Source organism: Aquabacterium commune, assembly GCF_004362855.1.
Taxonomy (GTDB): Bacteria; Pseudomonadota; Gammaproteobacteria; order Burkholderiales; family Burkholderiaceae_C; genus Aquabacterium; species Aquabacterium commune.
On sequence record NZ_SNXW01000001.1, the window covers coordinates 601026 to 623606 of the forward strand.

20 protein-coding genes and 2 tRNA genes are annotated in these 22581 nt (G+C 66.8%); 11 read left to right on the forward strand and 11 right to left on the reverse strand.

Going from position 1 to position 22581, the window contains the following annotated elements:
* Positions 1-11: 11 nt before the first annotated feature.
* The 3 genes from EV672_RS02695 (at position 12) to EV672_RS02705 (ending at position 1614) form a co-directional block, all read left to right on the forward strand.
* Positions 12-1265 carry a heme biosynthesis protein HemY gene (locus tag EV672_RS02695; RefSeq protein ID WP_133606012.1) on the forward strand — a complete coding sequence of 418 codons (1254 nt, stop codon included), beginning with the start codon at positions 12-14 and terminating at the stop codon, positions 1263-1265.
* 77 nt (positions 1266-1342) lie between these two features.
* Positions 1343-1419, forward strand: a tRNA-Arg gene (locus tag EV672_RS02700).
* Positions 1420-1537: 118 nt separating this feature from the next.
* Positions 1538-1614: transfer RNA gene (locus tag EV672_RS02705), tRNA-Arg, on the forward strand.
* A gap of 17 nt (positions 1615-1631) precedes the next feature.
* On the opposite strand, the gene EV672_RS02710 is transcribed toward EV672_RS02705, so the two are convergent.
* The 5 genes from EV672_RS02710 to EV672_RS02730 all read right to left on the reverse strand — a co-directional run bounded on the left by EV672_RS02710 (position 1632) and on the right by EV672_RS02730 (position 7529).
* Complete coding sequence (locus tag EV672_RS02710) at positions 1632-2363, reverse strand: TVP38/TMEM64 family protein (RefSeq protein ID WP_133606013.1); 732 nt, start codon at positions 2361-2363, stop codon at positions 1632-1634.
* A gap of 132 nt (positions 2364-2495) precedes the next feature.
* Entirely contained in the window at positions 2496-5237 is a 2742-nt protein-coding gene (locus EV672_RS02715) for a PAS domain S-box protein (protein WP_133606014.1), read from the reverse strand.
* A 29-nt stretch (positions 5238-5266) separates the two neighbouring features.
* The gene (locus EV672_RS02720; RefSeq protein ID WP_133606015.1) at positions 5267-5671 is read right to left on the reverse strand and encodes a response regulator transcription factor; all 405 of its coding nucleotides are present in this window, start codon (positions 5669-5671) and stop codon (positions 5267-5269) included.
* Positions 5672-5686: 15 nt separating this feature from the next.
* Positions 5687-6787, reverse strand: a complete 1101-nt coding sequence (locus tag EV672_RS02725; protein ID WP_133606016.1) for a sensor histidine kinase — start codon at positions 6785-6787, stop codon at positions 5687-5689.
* Between the two features lie 40 nt (positions 6788-6827).
* The gene (locus EV672_RS02730; RefSeq protein WP_133606017.1) at positions 6828-7529 is read right to left on the reverse strand and encodes an excisionase family DNA-binding protein; all 702 of its coding nucleotides are present in this window, start codon (positions 7527-7529) and stop codon (positions 6828-6830) included.
* A 218-nt stretch (positions 7530-7747) separates the two neighbouring features.
* On the opposite strand from EV672_RS02730, the gene greB reads away from it, so the two are divergent.
* Entirely contained in the window at positions 7748-8314 is a 567-nt protein-coding gene (greB, locus tag EV672_RS02735) for a transcription elongation factor GreB (protein WP_133606018.1), read from the forward strand.
* A gap of 27 nt (positions 8315-8341) precedes the next feature.
* Here greB and EV672_RS02740 read toward each other — a convergent pair whose 3' ends face one another.
* The 4 genes from EV672_RS02740 to EV672_RS02755 form a co-directional block, all read right to left on the reverse strand.
* Complete coding sequence (locus EV672_RS02740) at positions 8342-10549, reverse strand: RelA/SpoT family protein (RefSeq protein WP_133606019.1); 2208 nt, start codon at positions 10547-10549, stop codon at positions 8342-8344.
* A 177-nt stretch (positions 10550-10726) separates the two neighbouring features.
* Positions 10727-10933: a DNA-directed RNA polymerase subunit omega gene (gene rpoZ / locus EV672_RS02745; protein WP_133606020.1), complete on the reverse strand. Its 207-nt coding sequence runs from the start codon at positions 10931-10933 to the stop codon at positions 10727-10729.
* Between the two features lie 27 nt (positions 10934-10960).
* On the reverse strand, positions 10961-11581 hold the full coding sequence (gmk, locus tag EV672_RS02750; RefSeq protein WP_133606490.1) for a guanylate kinase: 621 nt from the start codon (positions 11579-11581) through the stop codon (positions 10961-10963).
* 40 nt (positions 11582-11621) lie between these two features.
* Positions 11622-12560 carry a YicC/YloC family endoribonuclease gene (locus EV672_RS02755; RefSeq protein WP_133606021.1) on the reverse strand — a complete coding sequence of 313 codons (939 nt, stop codon included), beginning with the start codon at positions 12558-12560 and terminating at the stop codon, positions 11622-11624.
* 27 nt (positions 12561-12587) lie between these two features.
* On the opposite strand from EV672_RS02755, the gene EV672_RS02760 reads away from it, so the two are divergent.
* From EV672_RS02760 to hemW, 5 genes are all read left to right on the forward strand, one after another.
* Positions 12588-13556, forward strand: a complete 969-nt coding sequence (locus tag EV672_RS02760) for a serine/threonine protein kinase (protein WP_133606022.1) — start codon at positions 12588-12590, stop codon at positions 13554-13556.
* 27 nt (positions 13557-13583) lie between these two features.
* Positions 13584-14516: a PP2C family protein-serine/threonine phosphatase gene (locus EV672_RS02765; RefSeq protein WP_133606023.1), complete on the forward strand. Its 933-nt coding sequence runs from the start codon at positions 13584-13586 to the stop codon at positions 14514-14516.
* Positions 14517-14601: 85 nt separating this feature from the next.
* Positions 14602-15342, forward strand: a complete 741-nt coding sequence (gene rph, locus EV672_RS02770) for a ribonuclease PH (RefSeq protein ID WP_133606024.1) — start codon at positions 14602-14604, stop codon at positions 15340-15342.
* A gap of 31 nt (positions 15343-15373) precedes the next feature.
* Positions 15374-16060: a non-canonical purine NTP pyrophosphatase gene (locus tag EV672_RS02775; protein ID WP_133606025.1), complete on the forward strand. Its 687-nt coding sequence runs from the start codon at positions 15374-15376 to the stop codon at positions 16058-16060.
* Complete coding sequence (gene hemW, locus EV672_RS02780) at positions 16057-17244, forward strand: radical SAM family heme chaperone HemW (RefSeq protein WP_133606026.1); 1188 nt, start codon at positions 16057-16059, stop codon at positions 17242-17244. Before EV672_RS02775 ends, hemW begins: the two co-directional genes overlap by 4 nt.
* Before the next feature lie 109 nt (positions 17245-17353).
* Here the strand turns inward: hemW and EV672_RS02785 are convergent, their stop codons facing one another.
* On the reverse strand, positions 17354-19045 hold the full coding sequence (locus EV672_RS02785; RefSeq protein ID WP_133606492.1) for a long-chain-fatty-acid--CoA ligase: 1692 nt from the start codon (positions 19043-19045) through the stop codon (positions 17354-17356).
* A 287-nt stretch (positions 19046-19332) separates the two neighbouring features.
* On the opposite strand from EV672_RS02785, the gene EV672_RS02790 reads away from it, so the two are divergent.
* Positions 19333-19869 (forward strand): hypothetical protein, encoded by a 537-nt coding sequence (locus EV672_RS02790; RefSeq protein WP_133606027.1) that lies wholly within the window; start codon positions 19333-19335, stop codon positions 19867-19869.
* A complete protein-coding gene (locus tag EV672_RS02795; RefSeq protein WP_133606028.1) occupies positions 19866-21479 on the forward strand; it encodes a GMC family oxidoreductase in 1614 nt (537 codons plus the stop codon). Before EV672_RS02790 ends, EV672_RS02795 begins: the two co-directional genes overlap by 4 nt.
* A 209-nt stretch (positions 21480-21688) precedes the next feature.
* On the opposite strand, the gene ompA is transcribed toward EV672_RS02795, so the two are convergent.
* Entirely contained in the window at positions 21689-22339 is a 651-nt protein-coding gene (gene ompA, locus EV672_RS02800) for an outer membrane protein OmpA (RefSeq protein ID WP_133606029.1), read from the reverse strand.
* Positions 22340-22581: the final 242 nt, after the last annotated feature.

Sequence of the window (22581 nt, forward strand, 5' to 3'; positions counted from 1 at the left end):
AGGACGCACGCGTGCACGGCATCGTCTGGACCCTCTTGCTGGCCGTGGCGGCCGTGGTGGGCGCCACCGCGCTCGGTGGCAACGACGGCCTCGTCACCATCTTCTGGATGGGATGGCGCCTGGACCTCTCGCTCAACCTCTTCCTGCTGGCGCTGCTGCTGTTCGTGCTGGCGGTTTACTCGATGGTGCGCGGCCTCGACAGCCTCTTCGATTTGCCAGAACGCGCCCGAAAATGGCGCGTGGCCCAGCGCGATCGCCAGGCCCAGGCCGCCCTGCGCGAGGGCCTGGCCCTGTACATGGCCGGCCGCTACACCCGTGCCCACAAGGCCTGCCAGCGCGCCGTCGCCATCCAGGCCGACACGCCCGAACTCGCGCTGGACGCCGAATTCACGGCGCTGGCCCACATGCTGTCGGCCGGCAGCCTGCACCGCCTGCAAGACCGCACCAAACGCGACGAGCACCTGCAGCGCGCCATCGACCTCGCCCTGCTGACCCGCAAGCCGCGCCCCACCGAGGAAGGCGCGCGCCTGCTGGCCGCCGAGTGCGCCCTGGAAGACCGCGACGCCCCCCGCGCCCTGCGCGCCCTGGAAGAACTGCCCCCAGGCGTGGGCCGCCGCACCCAGGCCCTGCGCCTGAAACTGCAGGCCAGCCGCCTGGCGCGCCAACCCATGGAGGCCCTGCGCACGGCCCGCCTGCTGGCCAAGCACCAAGGCTTCACCAGCGTGGCCGCCGAAGGCCTGCTGCGCACCTTGGCCACCGAGGCCCTGGCCGCCGCGCGCGACACCGACCAGCTGCGCGCCCTGTGGCAGAACCTCGATGCCCACGAGCGCCGCGACCCGCTGGTGGTCGCCCACGCTGCGCGCCGCATGGCCGACCTGGGCTCACCAGCCGAAGCACGCCAGTGGCTGGCCCCGTTGTGGGACCAGGTCCACGCCACCTCCGTCGAAGGCGCCACCGCCCTGGCCCACGCGCTGCGACACGCCCTCAACGGCCTGGAGGCCGAATGGCTGCCCCGGCTCGACGCCACCACCCAGGCGGCCTTGCGCAACCCTGCGCTGGCCTTGACGCTGGGCCTGGCGCTGGCCGAACGGCAACTGTGGGGCAAGGCCCGCAGCATGCTGATGTCGGCTGCCAACGACCACGACCTGAGCGACGACGGCCGCCGTCAGGCCTGGGCCTGCCTGGGTCGCCTGGCCGAGCGCGAGCATCGCGAGGAAGAAGCCGCACGCTATTTCCGCCAGGCCGCCCTGCTGGATCGGCACTGAGCCACTGTGGCATCGCCACAAAAGTGTCACGCCAGGTGGCAAAGTCGCGAAACCATGCTATAGTCTCGTTCTCTTTGGCGGCTGTAGCTCAGTTGGATAGAGTACTTGGCTACGAACCAAGGGGTCGTGGGTTCGAATCCTGCCAGCCGCACCAAAGAACTTTCAATGCACACGTTGCAGCAAACCAGCGAAGGCTGGCCTTGTGGTCAACAGTGTGACAAGGAATGTGCCTGGCCCGTTGGCTGTTGTGTCTGCGGGCCTTCTCATTTCATGCGGCTGTAGCTCAGTTGGATAGAGTACTTGGCTACGAACCAAGGGGTCGTGGGTTCGAATCCTGCCAGCCGCACCATGTCAAAGCCCACAGGTTCACGCCTGTGGGCTTTTTCTTTGACCGCGCCGCTGACTGCGCTTCCACCACCAGCCGCCGACCGCCAGCAGCACGATGGCCAGCAGGCTCAGCCATGCCGACATCGGCACGCTGGGCGCCTGCCAGGCGGACAGCAAGCGATCGGTGAACAGCGAGATGAGCACCGTGCCGGGCAAGAGACCCAGCGCCGAGCCCAACACGAAGTCACGCGGTTTCACGCGCAAGGCCCCAGCGGCCAGGTTGACGACCATGAAGGGCGCCACCGGCATGAAGCGCACCAGCGCCATGGTGAGCAAGCCCCGCTGGTGCAGGTGCCGGCTCAGCAGGCCCAGGCGCCCTTGCGTCAGGCGGTCCATGCCTTGTGCGCCGGTGAAGCGGCCAAAGGCAAAGGCCACGGTGGCCCCCGTGACCATGCCCACCAGCGAATAGGCCATGCCAGGCCAGGGGCCGAACACGGTGGCGCCCACCACGATCAGGGCCAGCACCGGCACGGCCATCAGCACCAGCAGCACATAACCAGCCACCACGGCGATGGGCCCCAGCGGCAAGGCCAGCAAGGCATGGCCCTGCTGGCTGAGCCATTGCGGGTCCAGCCAGTGCGCCCAGGCCGGGTCTCGGGCCAGCACGCTCACGCCGACCAAGCCCATCACGTAAGCCGACAACAGGGCCCAACGCCACCAGGGGGTCTGGCGAGGACGGGCAAGGGCGGGCGATGGAACCGGGGCTGACACGGGCTGGGACTTCCTCAAACAGGCCTGCGGCACAGGCTGCCGACATCTTGGGGCAACTTGCCAGGCGTGTCAGTCAGTGAAGCCCGCACTCTGGGTGCGCAGCCCGCATTCCGGGGATGCGCATGCGACGTCTCACGCCAACGATGCCAGCCCCGCAGCTGCCGCAGGCTCCGCAGGCACCCCCACCGCGGGCACCCACAGGATGACCGTCGTGCCCACGCCCAGCTCGCTGGTGACCGAGGCCTGGCCGCCGTGCAGTTCCAGGATCTCCTTGACGATGGTCATGCCCAGACCGGTGCCGGGGATGTTGCCCGAGGTGTCGGCGCGGAAGAAGCGGTCGAACACTTTCTCGCGCTGCGCTGGCGTCATGCCCAGGCCCTGGTCGGTGATGCGGATGCCGCACTCCGGGCGCTCGTTGCGGTCGCGCCAGACCAGGTCCAGGGCGATGTCGCCGCCTTGTGGCGAGTACTTGTAGGCGTTGGACAGCACATTGGTCAGTGCCAGCGACAGCTTCTGGCGGTCCACGTCCACCCAGACGGGCACTGCGGGCAAGGTGCACTCGACCTTGCGCGGATCGTTGTGGACCAGCAAGCCTTGCACGGTGCTGTCGATCAGGGACTGCAGTTGCAAGCGCTCGCGCTGGAAGTCCTTGCCACGACGCGACTCGATGCGCGCCAGGTCCAGCAGCTCGTTGACCAGGTTGATCAGCACCGAAGCCTGGCGGTGGATGGTCGAGAGCATGTCCTTGCGCCGCTCCTCGTTGAAGGGGCGCTGGAGCAGCAACTCGGTGAAGCCGAAGATGCTGACCATGGGCGTGCGCAACTCGTGCGCTGCCATGGCCAGGAACTCGCTCTTCATGCGGTCCACCTCGAGCTCGTGGGTGATGTCGCGGAAGTACATGACGGTTTCGTTGTCGTGCCCGCCATGGCGCACGCGGCGCACCAGGGTGCGGATGCTGGGCGTGTGCATGTGCAGCAGCTCGCGCGTGGCAGACGGGCCGACCTCCGCATCGCCCACCCCAGCCATGAGACCCGCGACCGTCTGCGCGTCCACCTCGCTGGCCTGACAGCGGGCCATCAATTGCTCTTCGAAGGCCGACAGCGAGTGCCCTACCAGGTCCGCGGCCAGCAAGCCCGTCATGCGCTCGAAGGACGGGTTGACGATGCTGACCTCGCCGCGCTTGTCCAGCACCACAAAGCCATCGGGGCTGAGGTCGAACACCGCGTTCAGCCGCTCGGTGCGCAGCAGCAGCACTTTTTCCGCCGCGATGCGGTCAGTGATGTCGGTGGCCACGCCCACGTAGTGCGTCAGCACGCCCTCGGCACCGAGCACCGGGGAGATGGCCAAGTCGTTGTAGAAGAGGTCACCACTCTTGCGGTAGTTGCGCAGCACCACCTGGCAGCTGCGCCCCTCGCGGATGGCCTCGCGCATCAGGCCGATGCCAGGCTGCTGGGTGTCATCTTGCTGGAAGATGCGGCAGTTGAGCCCCAGCAGCTCGTGCGCCTCGTACCCCGTGATGGCCTCGAACGCGCGGTTCACGTAGATCATCGGCTGGTTGGGCAAGGTCATGGAGACGATGACCACCCCATCGGCCGACGAGGCCAGGGCACGGTCGCGCAGGGTCAGCTCCTGCTCGGCCCATTTGGCATCGGTCGTGTCGCGCACGATGAAGGTCTGGATGAAAGCGCCATCGACCTCGGTGCGGCTGGCCGACACCGCCACGGGGAAGAGCACGTCCTCGTTGCGGCGCCCGGTGGTCTCGTGGCCAATGACGCGGTTGGAAAAGCCATAGGTGGCGAACCAGGCGTCCAGGGTGTCTTGCCCCAGGCTGGGCAGCACGACCTGCAGGTGCTGGTCGAGCAGGTCCTCGCTGGTGCGCCCGAAAATGCTGGCCACGGCCTGGTTGCACCATTGCACCTTGCCGAAAGCATCGACCATGAGGATGGCGTCAGGGGCGGTGTCCATCACCGCCTGGTTGCGCGACTGGGTGCGTTGCAGGGCGGCGCCCATGTCCCTCGACATCTCGCGCGCACGGCGCCGGGTCGAGATCAGCATCAGGTACACGTGCAAGGCCGCCAGCGTGAACAGCATCCCGGCGCCCGCGGCGATCCACATGCCGGCACGGCGGGAGACCAAATCCTGCCAGGTGCCGCCGAGCTGCTCGCCGGTCACACGCAGCGTGAGCTGGCGGCCCGCCACGCGCAAGGGATGCATGCTTTGCAGTGCCGATGCGGCCTGGGTCGGCACCGCGTCCAGCAACTCGCCCTTCAGGCTCACCACCGCTTCGTCGGGCGGCATGGCCAGCAGGGCCTCGGCCCGCAGTGGCACCGTGACCCAGCCCGAGCCCGGTGCCTGGACGCGCTCCGCCAGCAGCCAGGCACGGAGCGCCTGGCCTGGCAGCGACATGGGGCACAGCCAGGCGCTCTGCTGCGCAGGCCAACGGCCCATGCACTGCGCGATGGCGCGGGCCAGGGGCTCGTCCACCCCAAGGCGCTCGGCCAGCGGGCCGGCTTGCAAGGCAGGGCGTGGCCAGACCGTCACGCCCTCGAACGACCACGTGCCGGTGCGCACACTGGCCGCCTGGGCCTGCTCTTTCGCCCAGCTGGCCACCTGGTGGACCATCACACTGCGTTGGTCCAGGCGGTCCTGCACCAGCATCTGGAAACGGGCGGCGGCGGCCTCGAACTCTCGGAGCACGCGCTGGCGCTCGGCCCACCAGACAGCGGCCGTGGTCAGTGCCGTGACCAGCAAACCGACCGCGATGATCAGCGCCACGGTGCGTGCCACCGGCATGCGGCCCGTGATGCGCTCCAGGCGCTGGAGCACCCGCAGCACGCTGTCGGGGAGCTCGTCGTGTGCGGCGGCGTCAGGCATGGGGCTCCAGCGATGCGCAGCCGCTGCGCTCAATCGGAGATGGCTGTGGTGGTGGCTGCGGAGGCCGCCGCGGCCATGGCCTCGACCCGCTCGATCAACTCCAGCGGGCTGAAGGGCTTGACGAGGTAGGCGTCGGCACCGGCCGCCTCGCCCGCGGCCAGGTCGGTGGCCTGGCCACGCGCTGTCAGCATCACCACCTGGATGCCACGCAGGCTCGGGTCCTGCTTGATGCGGCTGCACACCTGGTAACCGTCCAGCAGGCCCGGCATCATCACGTCCAGCAGCATCACCGTGGGCAGGGTGGCGCGGGCCATGTTCAAGGCGCTTTCGCCATCGTGGGCTTCGTGGATCTCGAAGTCACCGAACTCCAGCGTCATGCGGATGAGCTTGCAGATGTCCGGCTGGTCTTCGACGATGAGGATGCGATGGGGCATGGACAACTCCGGTGATCAGGGCTGCGGATGCACACGCTTTTGCATGGCGCGCGCCATCAGTTGCGACATGTCGCGGGCATAGCGCTGGGCCTGCTCGACCGACAACTGGGCGTCCTGTGAAGCCGGCGCACCGGCCGGGATTTCCAGCACGAAGTCCACCGACTCGAAGTCGTCCTCGATGCGCACCGAGCCGCCGTGCTGCTCCAGGATGCGCTGGCTCAAGGCCAGGCCAATGCCTCGCCGTGGCTCGGCCGGCTTGGCCGAATCGCCCACCCCGAAGGGCACGAAGGCGCTGCGACGCTCGTGGTTCGAGACGAACATGCCGCGGTTGCGGGCGCGCACCATCACCCGCGTGCCGGAAGCCTGGACGGACAACTCGACCAGGCCGCCCGGCTGCGCGCTGCGGATGGCCTGCTCCAGGTACTCCGCCACGGCCTTGCCCAACCAGTGCGCACTGCCATAGACCGAGGGCAGGCGATCGTCCAGCCCCGGCGTGGCCAGGGTGACGTTGCGTGCCTGGGCCTGTGGCAACACCTCGGCGATGGCGCTGCGCACCAGCTCGGGCAGGAGGATGCGCTCATCGCGCTGGATGGCGCTCTGGCCGAACACGCTGACCAGGTCGCGCAGCTTGCCCAGCTTGCCCGACAGGGTGTGGGCCTCGGCGACCAGCTGGGCCAGCTCGCCGGTGCTGTCGGGCTGCTGCACGAGCTGCGCGATCTGCGGCAGCTTCTGGGCCAGCGCTTCGATGGGGTGGGCCATCTCGGCCTCGATGTAGCCGACGAGGTTTTCCAGCGCGTGCGAGTACCAGCGCTCCTCGGAAACGTTGTTGAGCACGACCATCAGGTCCTTGCCCACCGGCGCGCCGATCACCACCGCGCGGATGGTGTCTGGCGTGGCCTCCTGCGTGGTCAGCTCGAACTGAAACGGCAGGCTGAGCATGTCCTGCCCAGCGGCCTTGACGGTGCGCGCAGCGACCGGGTCCAGCATGGCCTGGCCCAGCATGACGGGCGTCATCTGCACGGCTGCTTTGTTGGCGTAGCGCACGGTGCCGTTGCGCTCGACCCAGACCACCCCGCTCTTGACCTGGTCAAAAAGGAGTCTGAAGGCTTCGTTCATGGTGGACTCCGAGGGTGTTGTCGTGGATGGCGATGTCGCTTCAGCTGACCCTTTGGCCCAGCAACCAGCGCCCCACCCTCACCGCCACGGCCTCGGCCGAGACCGGCAGGTGCAGCAGCTCGGCGCACTCGGGTACGCCACCGCGGCGGGCCAACTCGTGCTCGTCCAGGTGGGTGAGCGCCAGCACGCGCATGCCGGCCATGGACTCGCAACGCTGCAGCGTGCGCAGCATCGCCAGGCCGTCCATGCCGGGCAACTCCAGGTTGGTGATGAGCAGGTCCGGTGCGGACTGGCCGATCTGCAGCAGCGCGAGGTAGCCGGTCTCGGCAAAGCGCAACTTCACCGCCGAGCCGAATGGCGCGAGGGCCTGCTTGCAGCGGTTCTGCCAGGCATCGTCATCGGCCACCAGCAGCACGTCCACCTGCGGCATCGCCAGTCCCATGCCACCGACATGACGGCGCGCCTTGGGCGGGGCATCGCGCAGGGGTTCGGCCGTGAAATCTCCGCTCGGGCGCAGCCGTGAGGGGCGCGCCAGGGGCTCGCCGCCCAGGCCGGTGCTCAGCGCCAGCGCCTCAACCGCGTTGTAAGGGATGCGGCGGTGGCCGCCGGGCGTGCGTGCCGCCGGCAGGATGTCTGCCTCGACCCACAGTTGCACCGTGCGCAGGGACACGCCCAGGCGCAAAGCCGCTTCACGGGTGGTGAGCATGCGGGCACCGGGGCCCAGGGGGATCACGTGTGACATCTTGCACAACTCCGACAGCAACTGCAGTACATCCGGGTGGCCATGCGCACCTCACTTTCTGAGACACCGCACACGGCCAGCCACCGATATTTCATTTTTGCGAGATTCGCCGCTGCGTGGGGGCACCGCCTGGCCACAAAGCCGTGCGGGCCGTGAACAAGTGGCGCAATCCCGCAGGCGCTGTCGGAGCCGGTGCGGATTCGGCACAATCCCAACCCATGAGCAAAGCCTTCACCAAGGAATCGGACGGCGGCGAGGACGACGACGACCTCAGCCTGCCGCCCCTGCCCGCGGGCACCCGCAACTACATGACGCCGCAGGGCTACCTGCGCCTGCGCACCGAGCTGATCAACCTCATCGACACCGAACGCCCCAAGGTCGTGGAGATCGTCCACTGGGCCGCCTCCAACGGCGACCGCTCCGAGAACGGCGACTACATCTACGGCAAGAAGCGCCTGCGCGAAATCGACCGCCGCATCCGCTTCCTGACCAAACGCCTGGACATCGCCGAGGTGGCCGACCCCAGCCAGCACCACGGCAGCGACCAGGTCTTCTTCGGCGCCACCGTGACCTACGAAACGCAGGCGGGCGTCAGCCGCACCATCACCATCAAGGGCATCGACGAGGCCGACGCGCTGCAGGGCGAAGTGAGCTGGGTGTCGCCCGTGGCACGGGCGCTGTTGAAGTCACGCGAGGGCGACGAGGTCCAGCTGATGACGCCAGGCGGCCTGGAGCGACTGGAGGTCATCCAGGTGCGCTACCCGGCCCCACCGACCGCGCATTGAGCGGCCCACCGTCTCAAGCCCACCGGTTCAGGGACAGACGCGGTCCACCTTGAGCACCACCGGGCAACGGCGCAGGATGCGCATCACATCGGCCAGGTGCTCGGTGTCGCGCACGGCCACGGTGAGCTTGAGCTCGGCCGTCTCGCCCAGACGCTCGTCGCCCATCTCGATGTGGGTGATGTCGGTCTCGGCGCTGCTGATGCTGGCCGCCACCTGGGCCAGCACGCCCTTGCCGTTGGCCACCAGCACCTTGATCACGGTCTCGAACAGGCGGGTGGGCTCCTCGGACCAGCTCACGTCGATCCAACGCTCGCTGTCGCGCTCGAACAGGCGCTTGCCCGTGCCGCAGGTCTGGGTGTGCACGACCAGACCTTCGCCACGACCCAGGTAGCCGGCGATCGGGTCGCCCGGCACCGGGCAGCAGCACGCCGCCAGCTGCACCGTCGCACCCTCGCTGCCATCGATGGTCACGGCCGCCAGGGCCGGTGCCTCTGAGGCGGCAAAACGGCCCAGCGTCAGCGTGAGCGCATCGGGGCGCTCGCCCTGCTCGGCCATGATCTGGGCCAGGCGCTTGGCCACCATGGTCGCGATCTTGCGGCCCAGGCCGATCTCCACCAGCAGCTCGTCGCGACTGCGGTTGCCGCCCCAACGGGTGAGGGACTGCCACAGTGCGCCGGTGTCGCCTTCGCTGTCTTCGGCGCCCGGCGGCAAGGTCAGGCCCTCGGCGCGCAAAGCCTGCGTCAGCAGCTTCTCGCCCAGCGCCAAAGACTCTTCCGCCTCCATGTTCTTCAGGTAGCTGCGGATCTTGGAACGCGCACGCCCCGTGGCCACGAAGTTCAGCCAGGCCGGGTTGGGCCGCGCGCCCGGCGCCGTGATGATCTCCACCACATCGCCACTGCGCAAGGTCGTGCGCAAAGGCACGGCCTCGCCATTGACCTTCACCGACACGCAGCGGTCGCCCACCCCCGAATGGATGGCGTAGGCGAAATCCACCGGCGTCGCGCCCTTGGGCAAAGCCACGATGCGTGACTTCGGCGTCAGCACATAGACCGACTCGGGGAACAGGTCGATCTTGAGGTGCTCCAGGAACTCGGCCGAATCGCGGGTCTCGTGCTGGATGTCGATGAGCGACTGCAGCCACACCGCCGCCTGCTGGGGCGAGGTGCCGGTTTCAGCGCCCTCCTGCTCCTTGTACATCCAGTGCGCGGCGATGCCCTTCTCCGCCACGGCGTGCATGGCCTGCGAACGGATCTGGAACTCCACCGCCGTGCCCACCGGGTTGACCAGCGTCGTGTGCAGGGACTGATAACCGTTCGCCTTGGGCATGGCGATGTAGTCCTTGAAACGCCCGGGCAGCGGCTTGTAGAGCTGGTGCAGCACGCCCAGGGCGCGGTAGCAGTCCAGCAGCTCGCGGGTGACGATGCGGAAGCCGAAGATGTCGCTGACCTGCGCGAAGGTCAGGCGCTTTTCGATCATCTTGTTGTAGATGGAGAAGATCGTCTTCTCGCGGCCATAGACCTCGACGTGCATGTCGGCGTCCGAGAAAGCCTCTTCGACGTCCTTGCGGATGCGCTCCACCAAATCGCGGCGGTTGCCCCGCGTGCGCTTGACGGCCTTGGCCAGCACCGCGTGCCGCCAGGGGTTGATGTACTGGAACGACAGCTCCTGCAGCTCGCGGTAGGTCTGGTTCAGGCCCAGCCGGTGCGCGATCGGCACGTAGATTTCCAGCGTCTCACGGGCGATGCGCGAGCGCTTGTGCGCCACCATCGCTGCCATCGTGCGCATGTTGTGCAGGCGGTCGGCCAGCTTGATGAGGATGACGCGCACGTCGCGCGCCATCGCCAGCAGCATCTTGCGGAAGGACTCGGCCTGAGACTCCTCCTTGGTCGAGAACTGCAGCTTGTCCAACTTGGTCAGGCCATCGACGATCTCGGCCGTGGGTGCGCCGAAGCGCTCGATCAGCTCGATCTTGGTGACGCCACAGTCCTCCATGGCGTCGTGCATGAGCGCGGCCATGATGGCCTGGGCGTCGAGCTTCCAGTCGGCGCACAAGCCCGCCACCGCGATGGGGTGCGTGATGTAGGGCTCGCCACTGGCGCGGAACTGCCCCAGGTGGGCCTCGTCGGCGAAACGGTAGGCGTCACGCACCCGGCGGATGTCCGCCTCGTCCAGGTAGTCCAGTTTGTGGGTCAGCGCGGCAAAAGAAGCCGCTGCCGCGTCGGTGACTGTGCTCATGGACAAAATGTAGCGCGGATGGGGCGCCCCTGTGGGGGAGAGGATGAATGGAAAAGCGGGTGTGCAAGACGGTGCGCCATGCGAAATTCAATGCAAAAGGCCCGCGCGAAGCGGGCCTTGCGGCGAAAGACCTGCTTGGGCGGGCCTTCGGACGGTCCAGAGACCGTCAAACAACGTTCAGGTCGTCGGCACCTTGCGCAGCATTTCCAGGCCCACGTGGCCACCGGCGATTTCGCGCAGGGCGGTCACGCTGGGCTTGTTGCGCGATTCGATCTTGGGCGTGTGGCCCTGGCTCAGCATGCGGGCACGGTAGGTTGCGGCCAGCACCAGCTGAAAGCGGTTGGGGATCTTTTGCAGGCAGTCTTCGACGGTGATGCGGGCCATGTGTCTCTCCAAAAAGCCAAGACCTGGTCAGACCAGGTGGAGCGCACGGAACACGGCTGACTTGTTCCGACGCTGAGCAACATATTTTAACCGCTGCGAGTGAACAATGGCCTTCAAATCGAACAAAGCCGACTCGAACAGGGCATTGACCACGATGAAATCGAAGTATTGCGCCTGCGCGACCTCGATGCGCGCGTTCGCCATGCGCAATTCGATGGTTTCGGGCGAATCCTCGCCGCGGCGGTTCAGGCGCTGCAGCAGCTCTTCGTAGCTGGGCGGCAAGATGAAGATCAGCACCGCGTAGGGAAACGCCTGCTTCATCTGCAGGGCGCCCTGCCAGTCGATTTCGAGCACCACGTCCTCGCCGCCCTGGATGCGCTCCTCGATGGCCTTGCGCGAGGTGCCGTAGCAATTGCCATGGACCTCGGCGTGCTCGAAGAAGTCACCGCGCTCGACCATGGCCTGGAACTCCTCTTTCGAGGTGAACCAGTACTCGCGGCCGTGCTGCTCCTGGCCACGCGGTGCGCGGGTGGTGTGCGAGACGCTGACCCGCAGGTGCGAGTCCAGCTCCAGCAGCGCCTTGACCAGGCTGGATTTGCCCGTGCCGCTGGGCGCCGAGACGACGAAGAGGTTGCCGGGGTAATCCATCGCAGTGTCCTGTGGGTCTTGGGCCGAAGTCATGGCCGGTTCATTCGAGGTTTTGCACCTGCTCGCGCATCTGCTCGATGAGGACCTTCATGTCCACCGAGATCTGCGTCAACTCCAGCGCAGCCGCCTTCGCGCCCAGGGTGTTGGCCTCGCGGTGCAGTTCCTGGATGAGGAAATCGAGGCGCTTGCCGACCTCGCCGCCTTTTTTCAGCAGGCGACCGATCTCGTCGAGGTGGGCCTTCAGGCGCTGCAGTTCTTCGTCCACGTCGATGCGCAGCGCGTAAGCCGCGGCTTCCTGCAAGGCGCGCTCCTGGGCGACCTCGGGCGTCACGTTGCCGCCCACGGCCTGCAGCGCTTCCTGGTATTTCTGGACGAAGCGCTCCTGCTGGCGCTGCACGGCCTGGGGCACCAGGGGCTGGGCCTGCTCGGCCAGGGCCTTCAGCGCCAACAGCTTGTCTTTCAGGATGCCGACCAGGCGGGCGCCCTCGCGCTCGCGGGCCTCGGCCAGGGCCACGATGGCCTGGCGGGCGGCTTCCAGCGCGGCCTCTTCCAGCTTCACCGAGGGCGCCGCGGCGCGGCACCAGTTCAGCACCTCGTTGACCGACAGCGGCCCGGCCTTGGGCAGCCAGTTCTGCACCGTGCCCTCCAGGCGGGCCAGGGTGTGCAGCTGCTCGGGCTGGGGCTGGGGCCAACCGGCGTCGGCGGCGCGCTGGGGCTGCATGCGCAGCTCGATCTTGCCGCGCTTGAACGAGGCCGTCAGCAGGTCGCGCAGGGCGGGCTCCAGGGCGCGGAACTCGTCGGCCAGCTTGAAGCTCAGGTCCAGGAAGCGGCTGTTGACCGAGCGCAACTCGGCGCCCACCGCCCCGCTGGCGTGCCGGCGCGATGCGCTCGAAGCCCCGTCGTCATCGGTGTTTTCACCGACGTGGTCGGGGGCCGACGCCACCGCGCTGGCAAAGCCGGTCATGGAGTAGACTGACATGGATATTCACCCAGACAAAACGCGATTATGTCAAAGCCGAAACCCGCTCCGCTGCCCTCGGGCACCGTCGTGGGTGGCTACCAGATCGTCAAGAAGCTCGCCGCAGGCGGTTTCGGCGTGGTTTACCTCGCGGAAGACCCGGACAAGCGCCTGGTCGCCCTCAAAGAATACCTGCCCGCATCGCTGGCCGAGCGCTCGGCGGGCGAGCTCATCCCGCGCGTCAAGCCTGACAAGCAGCCACTCTACCGCCTGGGGCTGAAAAGTTTCTTCGAAGAAGGCCGCTCGCTGGCCCAGATCGCCCATCCGAGTGTGGTGTCGGTGCTGAACTTCTTCCGCGAGAACGAAACCGTTTACATGGTGATGAACTACCTCCAGGGCGACACCCTGCAGGATTTCATCGTCACCGCGCGTGACTTGAAGCGCGACAAGGTGTTCCGCGAGTCCACCATCCGCAGCCTGTTCGACGAGATCCTGCGTGGCCTGCGCATCGTGCACCAGCACAAGATGCTGCACCTGGACATCAAGCCGGCCAACATCTTCATCACCAACGAGAACAAGGCGGTGCTGCTCGATTTCGGTGCCGCGCGCGAGGTGCTGTCCAAGGAAGGCAACTTCATCCGCCCGATGTACACGCCCGGCTTTGCCGCGCCCGAGATGTACCGCCGCGACGGCTCGCTGGGCCCCTGGACGGACATCTACGCCATCGGCGCGTGCATCTACGCCTGCATGCAGGGCTACCCTCCGAACGACGCACCCCAACGCCTCGAAAAAGACCGCTTGGGTCTGTCTTTGTCCCGACTGCGCAATGTCTATTCGGATAACCTCATCGAGGTGACCGAGTGGTGCATGTCCCTGGACCCGCTGGCCCGGCCGCAGAGCGTGTTCGCGCTGCAAAAAGAGCTGGCCCGCGAGACCGAGCGCCGCTACTCCAAGCTGACCTTCTCCGAACGCGTGAAGCTGCAACTCGAAAACCTCAAATCCGGGGCGAAGGCCTGAGGACGACCTGGAAGGCATGGCGCTGGCATGAGATTCTCCGTTTACCAGATCAGCCGCAAGGGCGGCCGCGAGAAGAACGAAGACCGCATGGGTTACTGCTACACGCGGGACTCCGGCCTGTTCGCGCTGGCCGATGGCATGGGCGGACACCCCGAAGGCGAGATGGCCTCGCAGCTCGCCCTGCAAACCATGGCGGCCTTGTACCAACGCGACGCCAAACCGCGCCTGGCCGACCCGATCCGCTTCCTGCAGGACGCCATCATGGCCGGCCACCACCAACTGCTGCGCTACGCCAGCGAACGTGGCCTGATGGACACCCCCCGCACCACCCTGGTGGCCTGCATCCTGCAAGGCAACACGGCCTACTGGGCGCACTGCGGCGACTCGCGCCTGTACTTCGTGCGCGGCGACAAACTCATCGCCCGCACGCGCGACCACTCCTACTCGGAGCTGCAAAACACCATCTCCTCGGTCGTGCCGCTCAACGAGCGCTACAACCGCAACGTGCTCTTCACCTGCCTGGGCAGCCCCGGCAAGCCCGTGGTTGACACCGCCGGCCCCTTGCTGCTGCAGGAAGGCGACCGCATTTTGCTGTGCTCCGACGGCCTGTGGGGCACGGTGGAAGACGAGCTCATCACCCACAACCTGGCCACCCGCGCCATCTCTGACGCCGTGCCCGAGCTGGTCGAAACCGCGCTGCGCAATGGCGGCGCCAAGTGCGACAACGTCACCGTGCTCGCCATGGAGTGGGAGTCGGCCTCCAACGAGGAGCAGCCCGGCGTCTCCACCGAGAGTCTGGGCGACGAGGTCTTCGCCTCGACCATCCAGGCCAGCGTGGGCAACACCGGCAGCCCAGGCGACAATGGCGATGCCGACGAGCTGGACGATGCCGAGATCGAGCGCTCCATCCGCGAGATCAACGAAGCCATCCGCCGCTCGGCCAACGCCAAAAAGAACTGAGTTTTGCGTACCTGCGCCAGGCCGTGACCCGTCCCAGGTCACGGCTTCTGCCATTCCCGAACACCCCTGATCCTGTGGAGCTTCCATGACCTACATCCGTGCCAACGGCCGCACCGCCGACGCGCTGCGCCCCCTGACCATCACCCGCGGCTACACCATCCACGCCGAAGGCTCGGTGCTGATCTGCTTCGGCAACACCAAGGTGCTCTGCACCGCCTCCGTCGAGGAGAAGGTGCCGCCGCACAAGCGTGGCAGCGGCGAAGGCTGGGTCACGGCCGAGTACGGCATGCTGCCGCGCTCCACCCACACCCGCAGCGACCGCGAAGCCGCCCGCGGCAAGCAAAGTGGCCGCACGCAGGAAATCCAGCGCCTGATCGGCCGCAGCCTGCGCGCCGTGGTGGACCTGGCCAAGCTGGGCGAGCGTTCCATCGTCATCGACTGTGACGTCATCCAGGCCGATGGCGGCACCCGCACCGCCGCCATCACCGGCGCCTATGTGGCCCTGGGCGATGCGGTCCAAGGCCTGATCGCCGCCGGCAAGATCGCCGTCAGCCCCATCGTCAACCCGGTGGCCGCCATCAGCGTGGGCATCGTCGAAGGTACGCCGCTGCTCGACCTCGAATACACCGAAGACTCGGCCTGCGACACCGACATGAACGTCGTCATGACCGGCGCCGGCCATTTCGTCGAGGTGCAGGGCACGGCCGAAGGTGCTGCGTTCAGCCGCGCCGAGATGGACCAGTTGCTGGCCCTGGCCGACAAGGGCATCCGCGAGCTGATCGCCGCGCAAGCTGCCGCACTGGCCCAGCCCCTGGTCAAGGGCTGAAAACCACAGAGCAGCACACGGGAAGACCGCCATGCCCAAGCGCCTCATCCTCGCCTCCAACAACGCCAAGAAGCTGCGCGAGCTGCAGGCCTTGATCGCGCCGCTGGGCGTTGAGCTGGTCACGCAGGGCAGCTTGGGCATCCCGGAGGCCGAGGAACCCCACCTCACCTTCGTCGAGAACGCCCTGGCCAAGGCCCGCCACGCAGCGGCCCTGGCCCAAGCGCCCGCCCTGGCCGACGACTCCGGCCTGTGCGTGGACGCGCTGGGCGGTGCGCCGGGCGTGCGCTCGGCCCGCCACGCGGTGGACGCCGGCCGCATCGCCGAAGGCCTGCCGCGCGAGCAGATCGATGCGGCCAACAACGCCTGGCTGCTCACGCAGATGGCCGGCCAGGCGCAGCGCGGCGCCCACTTCACCTGCCTGCTGGTGGCCGTGCGCCACGCCGACGACCCCGAACCGCTCATCGCCGAAGGCCAGTGGCGTGGCGAGCTGCTGCAAGCCGCACAGGGCGAGCATGGTTTCGGCTATGACCCGCTGCTGTGGATCCCCGCCCACGCGCAAAGCGCCGCGCAGCTCGACCCCGCCATCAAAAACGCCATCAGCCACCGCGCCCTGGCCTGCGGCCACTTGCTGGAGATGATGCGCACGCGATGGGGCCTGGACGCTGCAGCCTCGGCCGCCACACCCTTCTGGCCCTGGCAGGACCACCCCGAGCGATGATCACCCTGCAACGCCCCGGCGCCCTGAGCGCCCTGCCGCCACTGTCGCTTTACGTGCACCTGCCCTGGTGCCTGAAAAAGTGCCCGTACTGTGACTTCAATTCCCACGAATTGAAGTCCGATGCCACCGAGCGCGCACCGCTGGAGGCCCGCTACCTCGACGCCCTGCGCGCCGACCTGGAAGCCGCCCTGCCGCAAATCTGGGGCCGTCGCGTGTTCACCGTCTTCATCGGCGGCGGCACGCCCAGCCTGTTCTCACCCGACAGCATCGACCGCCTGCTGGCCGACATCCGCGCCCGCCTGCCACTCGAAGCCGCCTGTGAGATCACGCTGGAGGCCAACCCCGGCACCTTCGAGCGCGACCGCTTCAAGGCCTTCCGCGAAGCCGGCGTGACGCGCCTGTCCATCGGCGTGCAGAGCTTCGACGACGCCAAACTCAAGGCCTTGGGCCGCGTGCACGACCGTGCCCAGGCCCTCGCCGCCGTCGAGGAAGCCCAGCGTCACTTCGAGACCTTCAACCTCGACCTGATGTACGCCCTGCCTGGCCAGAGCCCGGCAGATCTGGACGCCGACCTGTCCCAGGCCCTGGCCTTCGAGCCACCGCACCTGTCGCTCTACCACCTCACGATGGAGCCCAACACGGCCTTCGCCACGCGCCCGCCTGAAGGCCTGCCCGACGAGGACACCGCCTTCGACATGCTCGACCACCTCGTCGAGCGCACCGCTGCCGCCGGCCTGCAGCGCTACGAGGTCTCGGCCTACGCGCGCACCGGTCATCACTGCGCCCACAACCTCAACTACTGGCAGTTCGGCGACTACCTCGGCATCGGCGCCGGCGCGCACAGCAAGATCAGCTTCCCCGATCGCATCGTGCGCCAAGTGCGCTGGCGCGAGCCGGCCACCTACATGGACAAGGCCGCGCAAGGCCTGGCCGTCTCCAACGAGCAGGACGTGGCCCTGTCGGCCCGCGGCTTCGAGTTCATGATGAACGCCCTGCGCCTCAAAGACGGCTTCGAGCTGCTGCGCTTCACCGAGCGCACCGGCCTGACCCTGGCCAGCATCCAGCAGCCCCTGGCCGAGGCCGAAGCCAAAGGCCTGCTGCAGCGCGACCTGGCCCGCGCGTGGCCCACCGCCAAAGGCTTCGACTTCCTGAGCGACCTGCAGGCGATGTTCCTCAAGGACTGAGGGACTGAGGGACTGAAAGACTGAGGCAAGCCCCATGAAAAAAGCCGCTGGCTCACCACCAGCGGCTTTGTCACGTCAGGGCCCATCCAGGCCCGTCATGGCCTGAAGGTCAGGCGGCCTTCTTCTCGTCGCGCAGTTCGCGGCGCAGGATCTTGCCCACGTTGGTCTTGGGCAGGTCGTTGCGGAACTCGATGTGCTTGGGGCACTTGTAGCCGGTCAGCTGCTCGTGGCAATAGGCCTTGAGCTGGGCTTCGGTCAGGGTGCTGTCCTTGCGCACCACGAACAGCTTCACAGCCTCGCCAGACTTGTCGTCGGGCACGCCCACCGCCGCGCACTCCATCACGCCGGGGTGCAGGTTCACCACCTGTTCCACCTCGTTGGGATAGACGTTGAAGCCCGACACCAGGATCATGTCCTTCTTGCGGTCCACGATCTTCACCTGGCCCGACGCGTCCATCACGCCGATGTCGCCGGTGCGGAAGAAGTTGTCGGCGGTCATGACCTTGGCGGTCTCGTCATCGCGCTGCCAGTAGCCGGCCATCACCTGCGGGCCACGGATGGCGATTTCGCCCACGCCACCGATCTCCAGGTGCTTGCCGTCGTCGTCCATGATGGCGATCTCGGTCGAGGGCAGCGGAAAGCCGATGGAGCCGTTGAACTCGGTGTTGTCCAGGCGGTTGGCCGTGGCCACCGGCGAGGTCTCCGACAGGCCGTAGCCCTCCACGATGGCGCAGCCCGTGACCTTCTTCCACTTCTCGGCCGTGGCCTGCTGCACCGCCATGCCACCGCCCATCGACACCTTCAGGCCGGAGAAGTCCAGCTGCGCGAAGTCGGGGTGGTTGGCCAGTGCGTTGAACAGGGTGTTCACGGCGGGGAACTGGTTGACGCGGTAGTTCTTCAGCGTCTTGATCACGCCCGGCAGGTCACGCGGGTTGGGGATCAGGATGTTCATGCTGCCCATGCGCGCGCCCATGAAGTAGCACACCGTCAGCGAGAAGATGTGGTACAGCGGCAGCGCGCACACGGCCACAAGCGGCTCGTTGCCCAGCTTGGCCAACTCAGGCTTGAACCAGGCTTCGTTTTGCAGGATGTTGGCCACCACGTTGCTGTGCAGCAGCGTCGCGCCCTTGGACACACCGGTGGTGCCGCCCGTGTACTGCAGGAAGGCCACATCGCTGGCTTTCAAAGACGGTCGGGTGTACTTGACCGAGCGGCCCTTGGCCAGCGCGTCCTTGAACGTCAGCACCTTGGCCTTGTCGGTGGGCAGGCTGAAGGCCGGCACCATCTTCTTGACATGGCGCACCACGAAGTTCACCAGCAGGCTCTTGGGGAAAGGCAGCATGTCGCCCATCGACGCCAGGATCACCGACTTGATCGGCGTGCGGGGCAGCACTTCCTGCAGTGTCGTGGCGAAATTCTCCAGGATGACGATGGCTTCGGAGCCCGAATCCTTGAGCTGGTGCTCCAGCTCGCGCGGCGTGTACAGCGGGTTGACGTTGACCACCACGTAGCCCGCGCGCAGCACCGCAGCGATGGCGACCACGTACTGCGGCACGTTGGGCATCATCAAGGCGATGCGGGCGCCCTTGGCCAGTCCGATGGACTGGAAATAGCCGGCCAGGGCACGCGACAGGTCATCGACCTGCTCGAAGGTCCAGTGCACGTCCATGAACGCGGCCATGTCACGCTTGGCGAACTGCTTGAAGGACTGGTCCAGCAGGTCCACCAGGGAGCTGTACTCACCGGGGTTGATCTGATGGGGCACACCGGGTTCGTAACTGGCCAGCCAGGGCTGAGAGATCGTCATGTGTCTTCCTCGAATGGGTCGGTAACTTGCGGGCGCCACGTCAGGTCAACAGCGCCGACGGGGGCATTCTCCGCTGCAGGCATTCTGCAACATTCGTGACTGAGGGTATTCCCGCAATTTGTGGCGCCAACTTGTCATCGCCAAACGCCACCGCCCATTGAACACAATGTGGGCAGCCCCGGGCTGAGGGAAAGCGCGCAGACCTTCACATGCACAATCTGGGTGTGATTTGACTCACAATCTTTCCACATTGTTCAGGCCCTCCAACGGAAGCCACACACATGGTTGACCGCGCGATAGATCACCCCCTCACCCCCAAGCGCCGCTGGTTCCTCAAGACGGCCCTCGCCATCGGCGCGATCGGCGCCAGCCTGGGCGGCCTCGTTTACTGGCAGCGTGGCATCAGCGACGGCAAACTGACCAACAGTGGCCGCGACGTGATGCGTGGCCTGGCCATCGGCATCGTCGGCCCCATGCTGCCCAAGGACACCGCCGAGCGCGACGCCATCCTGGAAGGCCACCTCGCCCACGTGGAGGTGTTCCTCAGTGGCTTGCCGAACGTGCTGCAGGTCCAGATCGGCGCCATCCTCGGCCTGCTGGGCAATCTGGCCACCCGCAAGATGCTGACCGGCCTGGGCAGCAGCTGGGGCGAGGCCACGGAAGCCGACATCGCCGCCGCCATCGAGACCATGCGCATGAACCCCCTGCCCACCACCCGCCTGACCTACCAGGTGGTGCGTGGCGTGACCTGCATGGCCTTCTTCTCCAACAGCGACCACTGGAAGTTGACGGGCTACCCTGGCCCCATCGCACTATGAGCAAGCTCCCTGATCCTTTCCGCGAAGGCCTGGCGCGTGGCTGGAAGGCCACCCACAGCGAGGCTGGCCTGCCTGAGCAGGTCCAATGCGACGTGGCCATCATCGGCTCGGGCGCAGGCGCCGGCATCACCGCCGAGTTGCTGACCAAGGCGGGCCTCGATGTCGTCCTGATCGAAGAAGGCCCGCTGCGCACCAGCTCCGACTTCAACCAGAAAGAGTCCGAGGCCTACGCCACGCTGTACCAGGAAGGCGCCGCGCGCAAGACCGTGGACGGTGCCATCACGCTGCTGCAAGGCCGTTGTGTGGGCGGCACCACCGTCATCAACTGGACGAGCTCCTTCCGCACGCCGGCCAGCACGCTGGGCTACTGGCAGGACCAGTTCGAGCTCAAGGACTTCTCCGAACAGGCGATGGCGCCCTGGTTCGCTCAGGCCGAAAAGCGCCTGAACATGCACCTGTGGGAAGAGGTGCCACCGAACATGAACAACGAACTGCTGCGCACGGGTGCCAGGAAGCTGGGCATCTCGGCGGAGGTCATCCCGCGCAACGTCAAGGGCTGCTACAACATCGGCTCCTGCGGCCTGGGGTGCCCCACCAACGCCAAGCAGTCGATGCTGGTGACGACCATCCCCAGCGCGCTGCAGGCCGGCGCACGCCTGTTCCACCAGACCCGCGCCCAGGAATTCGAGATCGAGGGCGACAAGGTCAAATCCCTGATCTGCGTGCCCATCCGCATCAACGGCACCAAGACGTCTGACAAGGTCATGCGTGTCACCGCGCGTCACTATGTGGTGGCCGGTGGCGCCATCAACTCGCCGGCCCTGCTCAAGCGCTCCAAGGCGCCGGACCCGCACGGCCTGCTGGGCACCCGCACCTTCCTGCACCCGGTGACGATGTCTGCCGGCGTGTTCAACGAGCGCGTGGAAGCCTGGGCCGGTGCGCCGCAGTCCATCTACTCGGACCATTTCGTGCACAACGCGCCGTTCAACGGCCCGATCGGCTACAAGCTCGAAGCCACGCCCCTGCACCCGGGTCTGGTGTCCGTGCTGCTGGGCAGCTATGGCCAGAAACTGGCAGAGCGCTTCGCCGCCTACCCTCACACCCAGATGATGCTGACGCTGCTGCGTGACGGCTTCCACCCGGAGTCGCAAGGCGGCACGGTGATGCTGAACGTGGACGGCAGCCCGCTGCTTCACTACCCGCTGACCGACTACGTGATGGCCGGCCTCAAGCAGTCCATGCTGTCCATGGCGGAAATCCAGTTCGCGGCAGGCGCCAAATCGGTGCTGCCCACGCACGAGCAGGCCGACGCATACACCAGCTGGGCCCAGGCCAAGGCCGCCATCGAGGCCTTCGAGATGAAGCCCTATTACGCGGGCGTCGGCTCGGCCCACATCATGGGTGGCTGCCGCATGGGTGGCACGGAGAAGCTCGGCGTCGTGCGACCCGACGGCGTGCATTGGCAGCTCAGCAACCTGTCGGTGCACGACGGCTCGGTCTTCCCGACCAGCATCGGCGCCAACCCGCAGTTGTCGATCTATGGCACGACCAACCGCATGGCCACGCAGCTGGCCAAGCGCCTGAGCGGCAAGGACGTGACGCTGGTCTGACCCCTGCCCGCCGGGCCCGGGCCCGCAAAAGCAGCAAGGCGACCTCCGGGTCGCCTTTTTTCTTGCGCTCAACGTGGCCCACCGATGAGCAACGCGCCAAGGGCGATCGCGTTCAGGCGAAAAAAAGCCCCACGCACAGCGCAGGGCTCTTCGGGTGATCAGTGGGGTGCGAAACCTGCCATACAGCAGGCGTCAGCTCCCCGTCAGGATCACTTGGCGCGGGTGCCGACCACTTCGATTTCGACGCGGCGGTTCTTGGCGCGGCCATCGGCAGACTTGTTGTCGGCCACAGGCTGCTTCTCGCCCTTGCCTTCGACGTAAACGCGCGAAGCCTCAATGCCCTTGCCCACCAGGTAGGACTTGACGGCTTCCGAGCGCTTCTCGGACAGCTTCTGGTTGTAACCGTCGGTGCCCACCGAGTCGGTGTGACCGACGGCGATGATGACTTCCAGGGTGATGCCCTTGACCTTGTCGGCCAGATCGTCCAGCTTGGCCTTGCCTTCGGGCTTCAGCACAGCCTTGTCGAAGTCAAAGAAAGCGTCGGCAGCGAAGCTGACCTTCTCGGTGGCAGGCGCCACGGGCACAGCGACGGGCGCCGGAGTCGGTGCAGCAGCCGGTGCCGGAGCAGGCGCAGCAGGTGCCGGGGCAGCAGCGGGCGCGGGCACGCCGTCGCAACCTTGGACGCCAGTGGCCGGGGTCCAGGGGTTGTCGCGCCAGCAGTATTCGTTGGTGCCATTCTTCCAGACGGTGCCGTCGGTGGCGCGCCAGTTATCGACCGTGGTTTGGGCGGTTTGGGCGAATGCGCCACCAGCCATGGCAACCGTGGCAAACAGGGCAGCAACCTTATTGAACTTGTTCATGCAGATCCTCACGAATTAGACGCAGCAAATGGCTGCGAACGGCCTGGTGACAGGCGACTCCCCAGGTACAAGACCCGACGAGACTAACGAATTCATTGTGCCACAGCGAAAACTCCGCTCAAGTGGCACCCGCGTTCGCAGCGGGGAACGTGACATCTTGTTGTTTCGTCACGACATGACGGGCCAATTACAATGCACCTTTCGCTTCCCTGCCCGTCATCCGCGCGACGTTTTCGGTCGTG

Coding starts and splice junctions, on each gene's coding strand:
- greB (WP_133606018.1), top strand. CDS start 7,748: ATGAGCAAAGCCTTCACCAAGGAATCGGACGGCGGCGAGGACGACGAC.
- rpoZ (WP_133606020.1), bottom strand. CDS start 10,933: ATGGCCCGCATCACCGTCGAAGACTGCCTGCAAAAGATCCCCAACCGC.
- EV672_RS02725 (WP_133606016.1), bottom strand. CDS start 6,787: ATGAACGAAGCCTTCAGACTCCTTTTTGACCAGGTCAAGAGCGGGGTG.
- EV672_RS02760 (WP_133606022.1), top strand. CDS start 12,588: ATGTCAAAGCCGAAACCCGCTCCGCTGCCCTCGGGCACCGTCGTGGGT.
- ompA (WP_133606029.1), bottom strand. CDS start 22,339: ATGAACAAGTTCAATAAGGTTGCTGCCCTGTTTGCCACGGTTGCCATG.
- EV672_RS02790 (WP_133606027.1), top strand. CDS start 19,333: ATGGTTGACCGCGCGATAGATCACCCCCTCACCCCCAAGCGCCGCTGG.
- EV672_RS02775 (WP_133606025.1), top strand. CDS start 15,374: ATGCCCAAGCGCCTCATCCTCGCCTCCAACAACGCCAAGAAGCTGCGC.
- rph (WP_133606024.1), top strand. CDS start 14,602: ATGACCTACATCCGTGCCAACGGCCGCACCGCCGACGCGCTGCGCCCC.
- EV672_RS02755 (WP_133606021.1), bottom strand. CDS start 12,560: ATGTCAGTCTACTCCATGACCGGCTTTGCCAGCGCGGTGGCGTCGGCC.
- EV672_RS02720 (WP_133606015.1), bottom strand. CDS start 5,671: ATGCCCCATCGCATCCTCATCGTCGAAGACCAGCCGGACATCTGCAAG.
- EV672_RS02765 (WP_133606023.1), top strand. CDS start 13,584: ATGAGATTCTCCGTTTACCAGATCAGCCGCAAGGGCGGCCGCGAGAAG.
- EV672_RS02795 (WP_133606028.1), top strand. CDS start 19,866: ATGAGCAAGCTCCCTGATCCTTTCCGCGAAGGCCTGGCGCGTGGCTGG.
- gmk (WP_133606490.1), bottom strand. CDS start 11,581: ATGGATTACCCCGGCAACCTCTTCGTCGTCTCGGCGCCCAGCGGCACG.
- EV672_RS02715 (WP_133606014.1), bottom strand. CDS start 5,237: ATGCCTGACGCCGCCGCACACGACGAGCTCCCCGACAGCGTGCTGCGG.
- EV672_RS02730 (WP_133606017.1), bottom strand. CDS start 7,529: ATGTCACACGTGATCCCCCTGGGCCCCGGTGCCCGCATGCTCACCACC.
- EV672_RS02740 (WP_133606019.1), bottom strand. CDS start 10,549: ATGAGCACAGTCACCGACGCGGCAGCGGCTTCTTTTGCCGCGCTGACC.
- hemW (WP_133606026.1), top strand. CDS start 16,057: ATGATCACCCTGCAACGCCCCGGCGCCCTGAGCGCCCTGCCGCCACTG.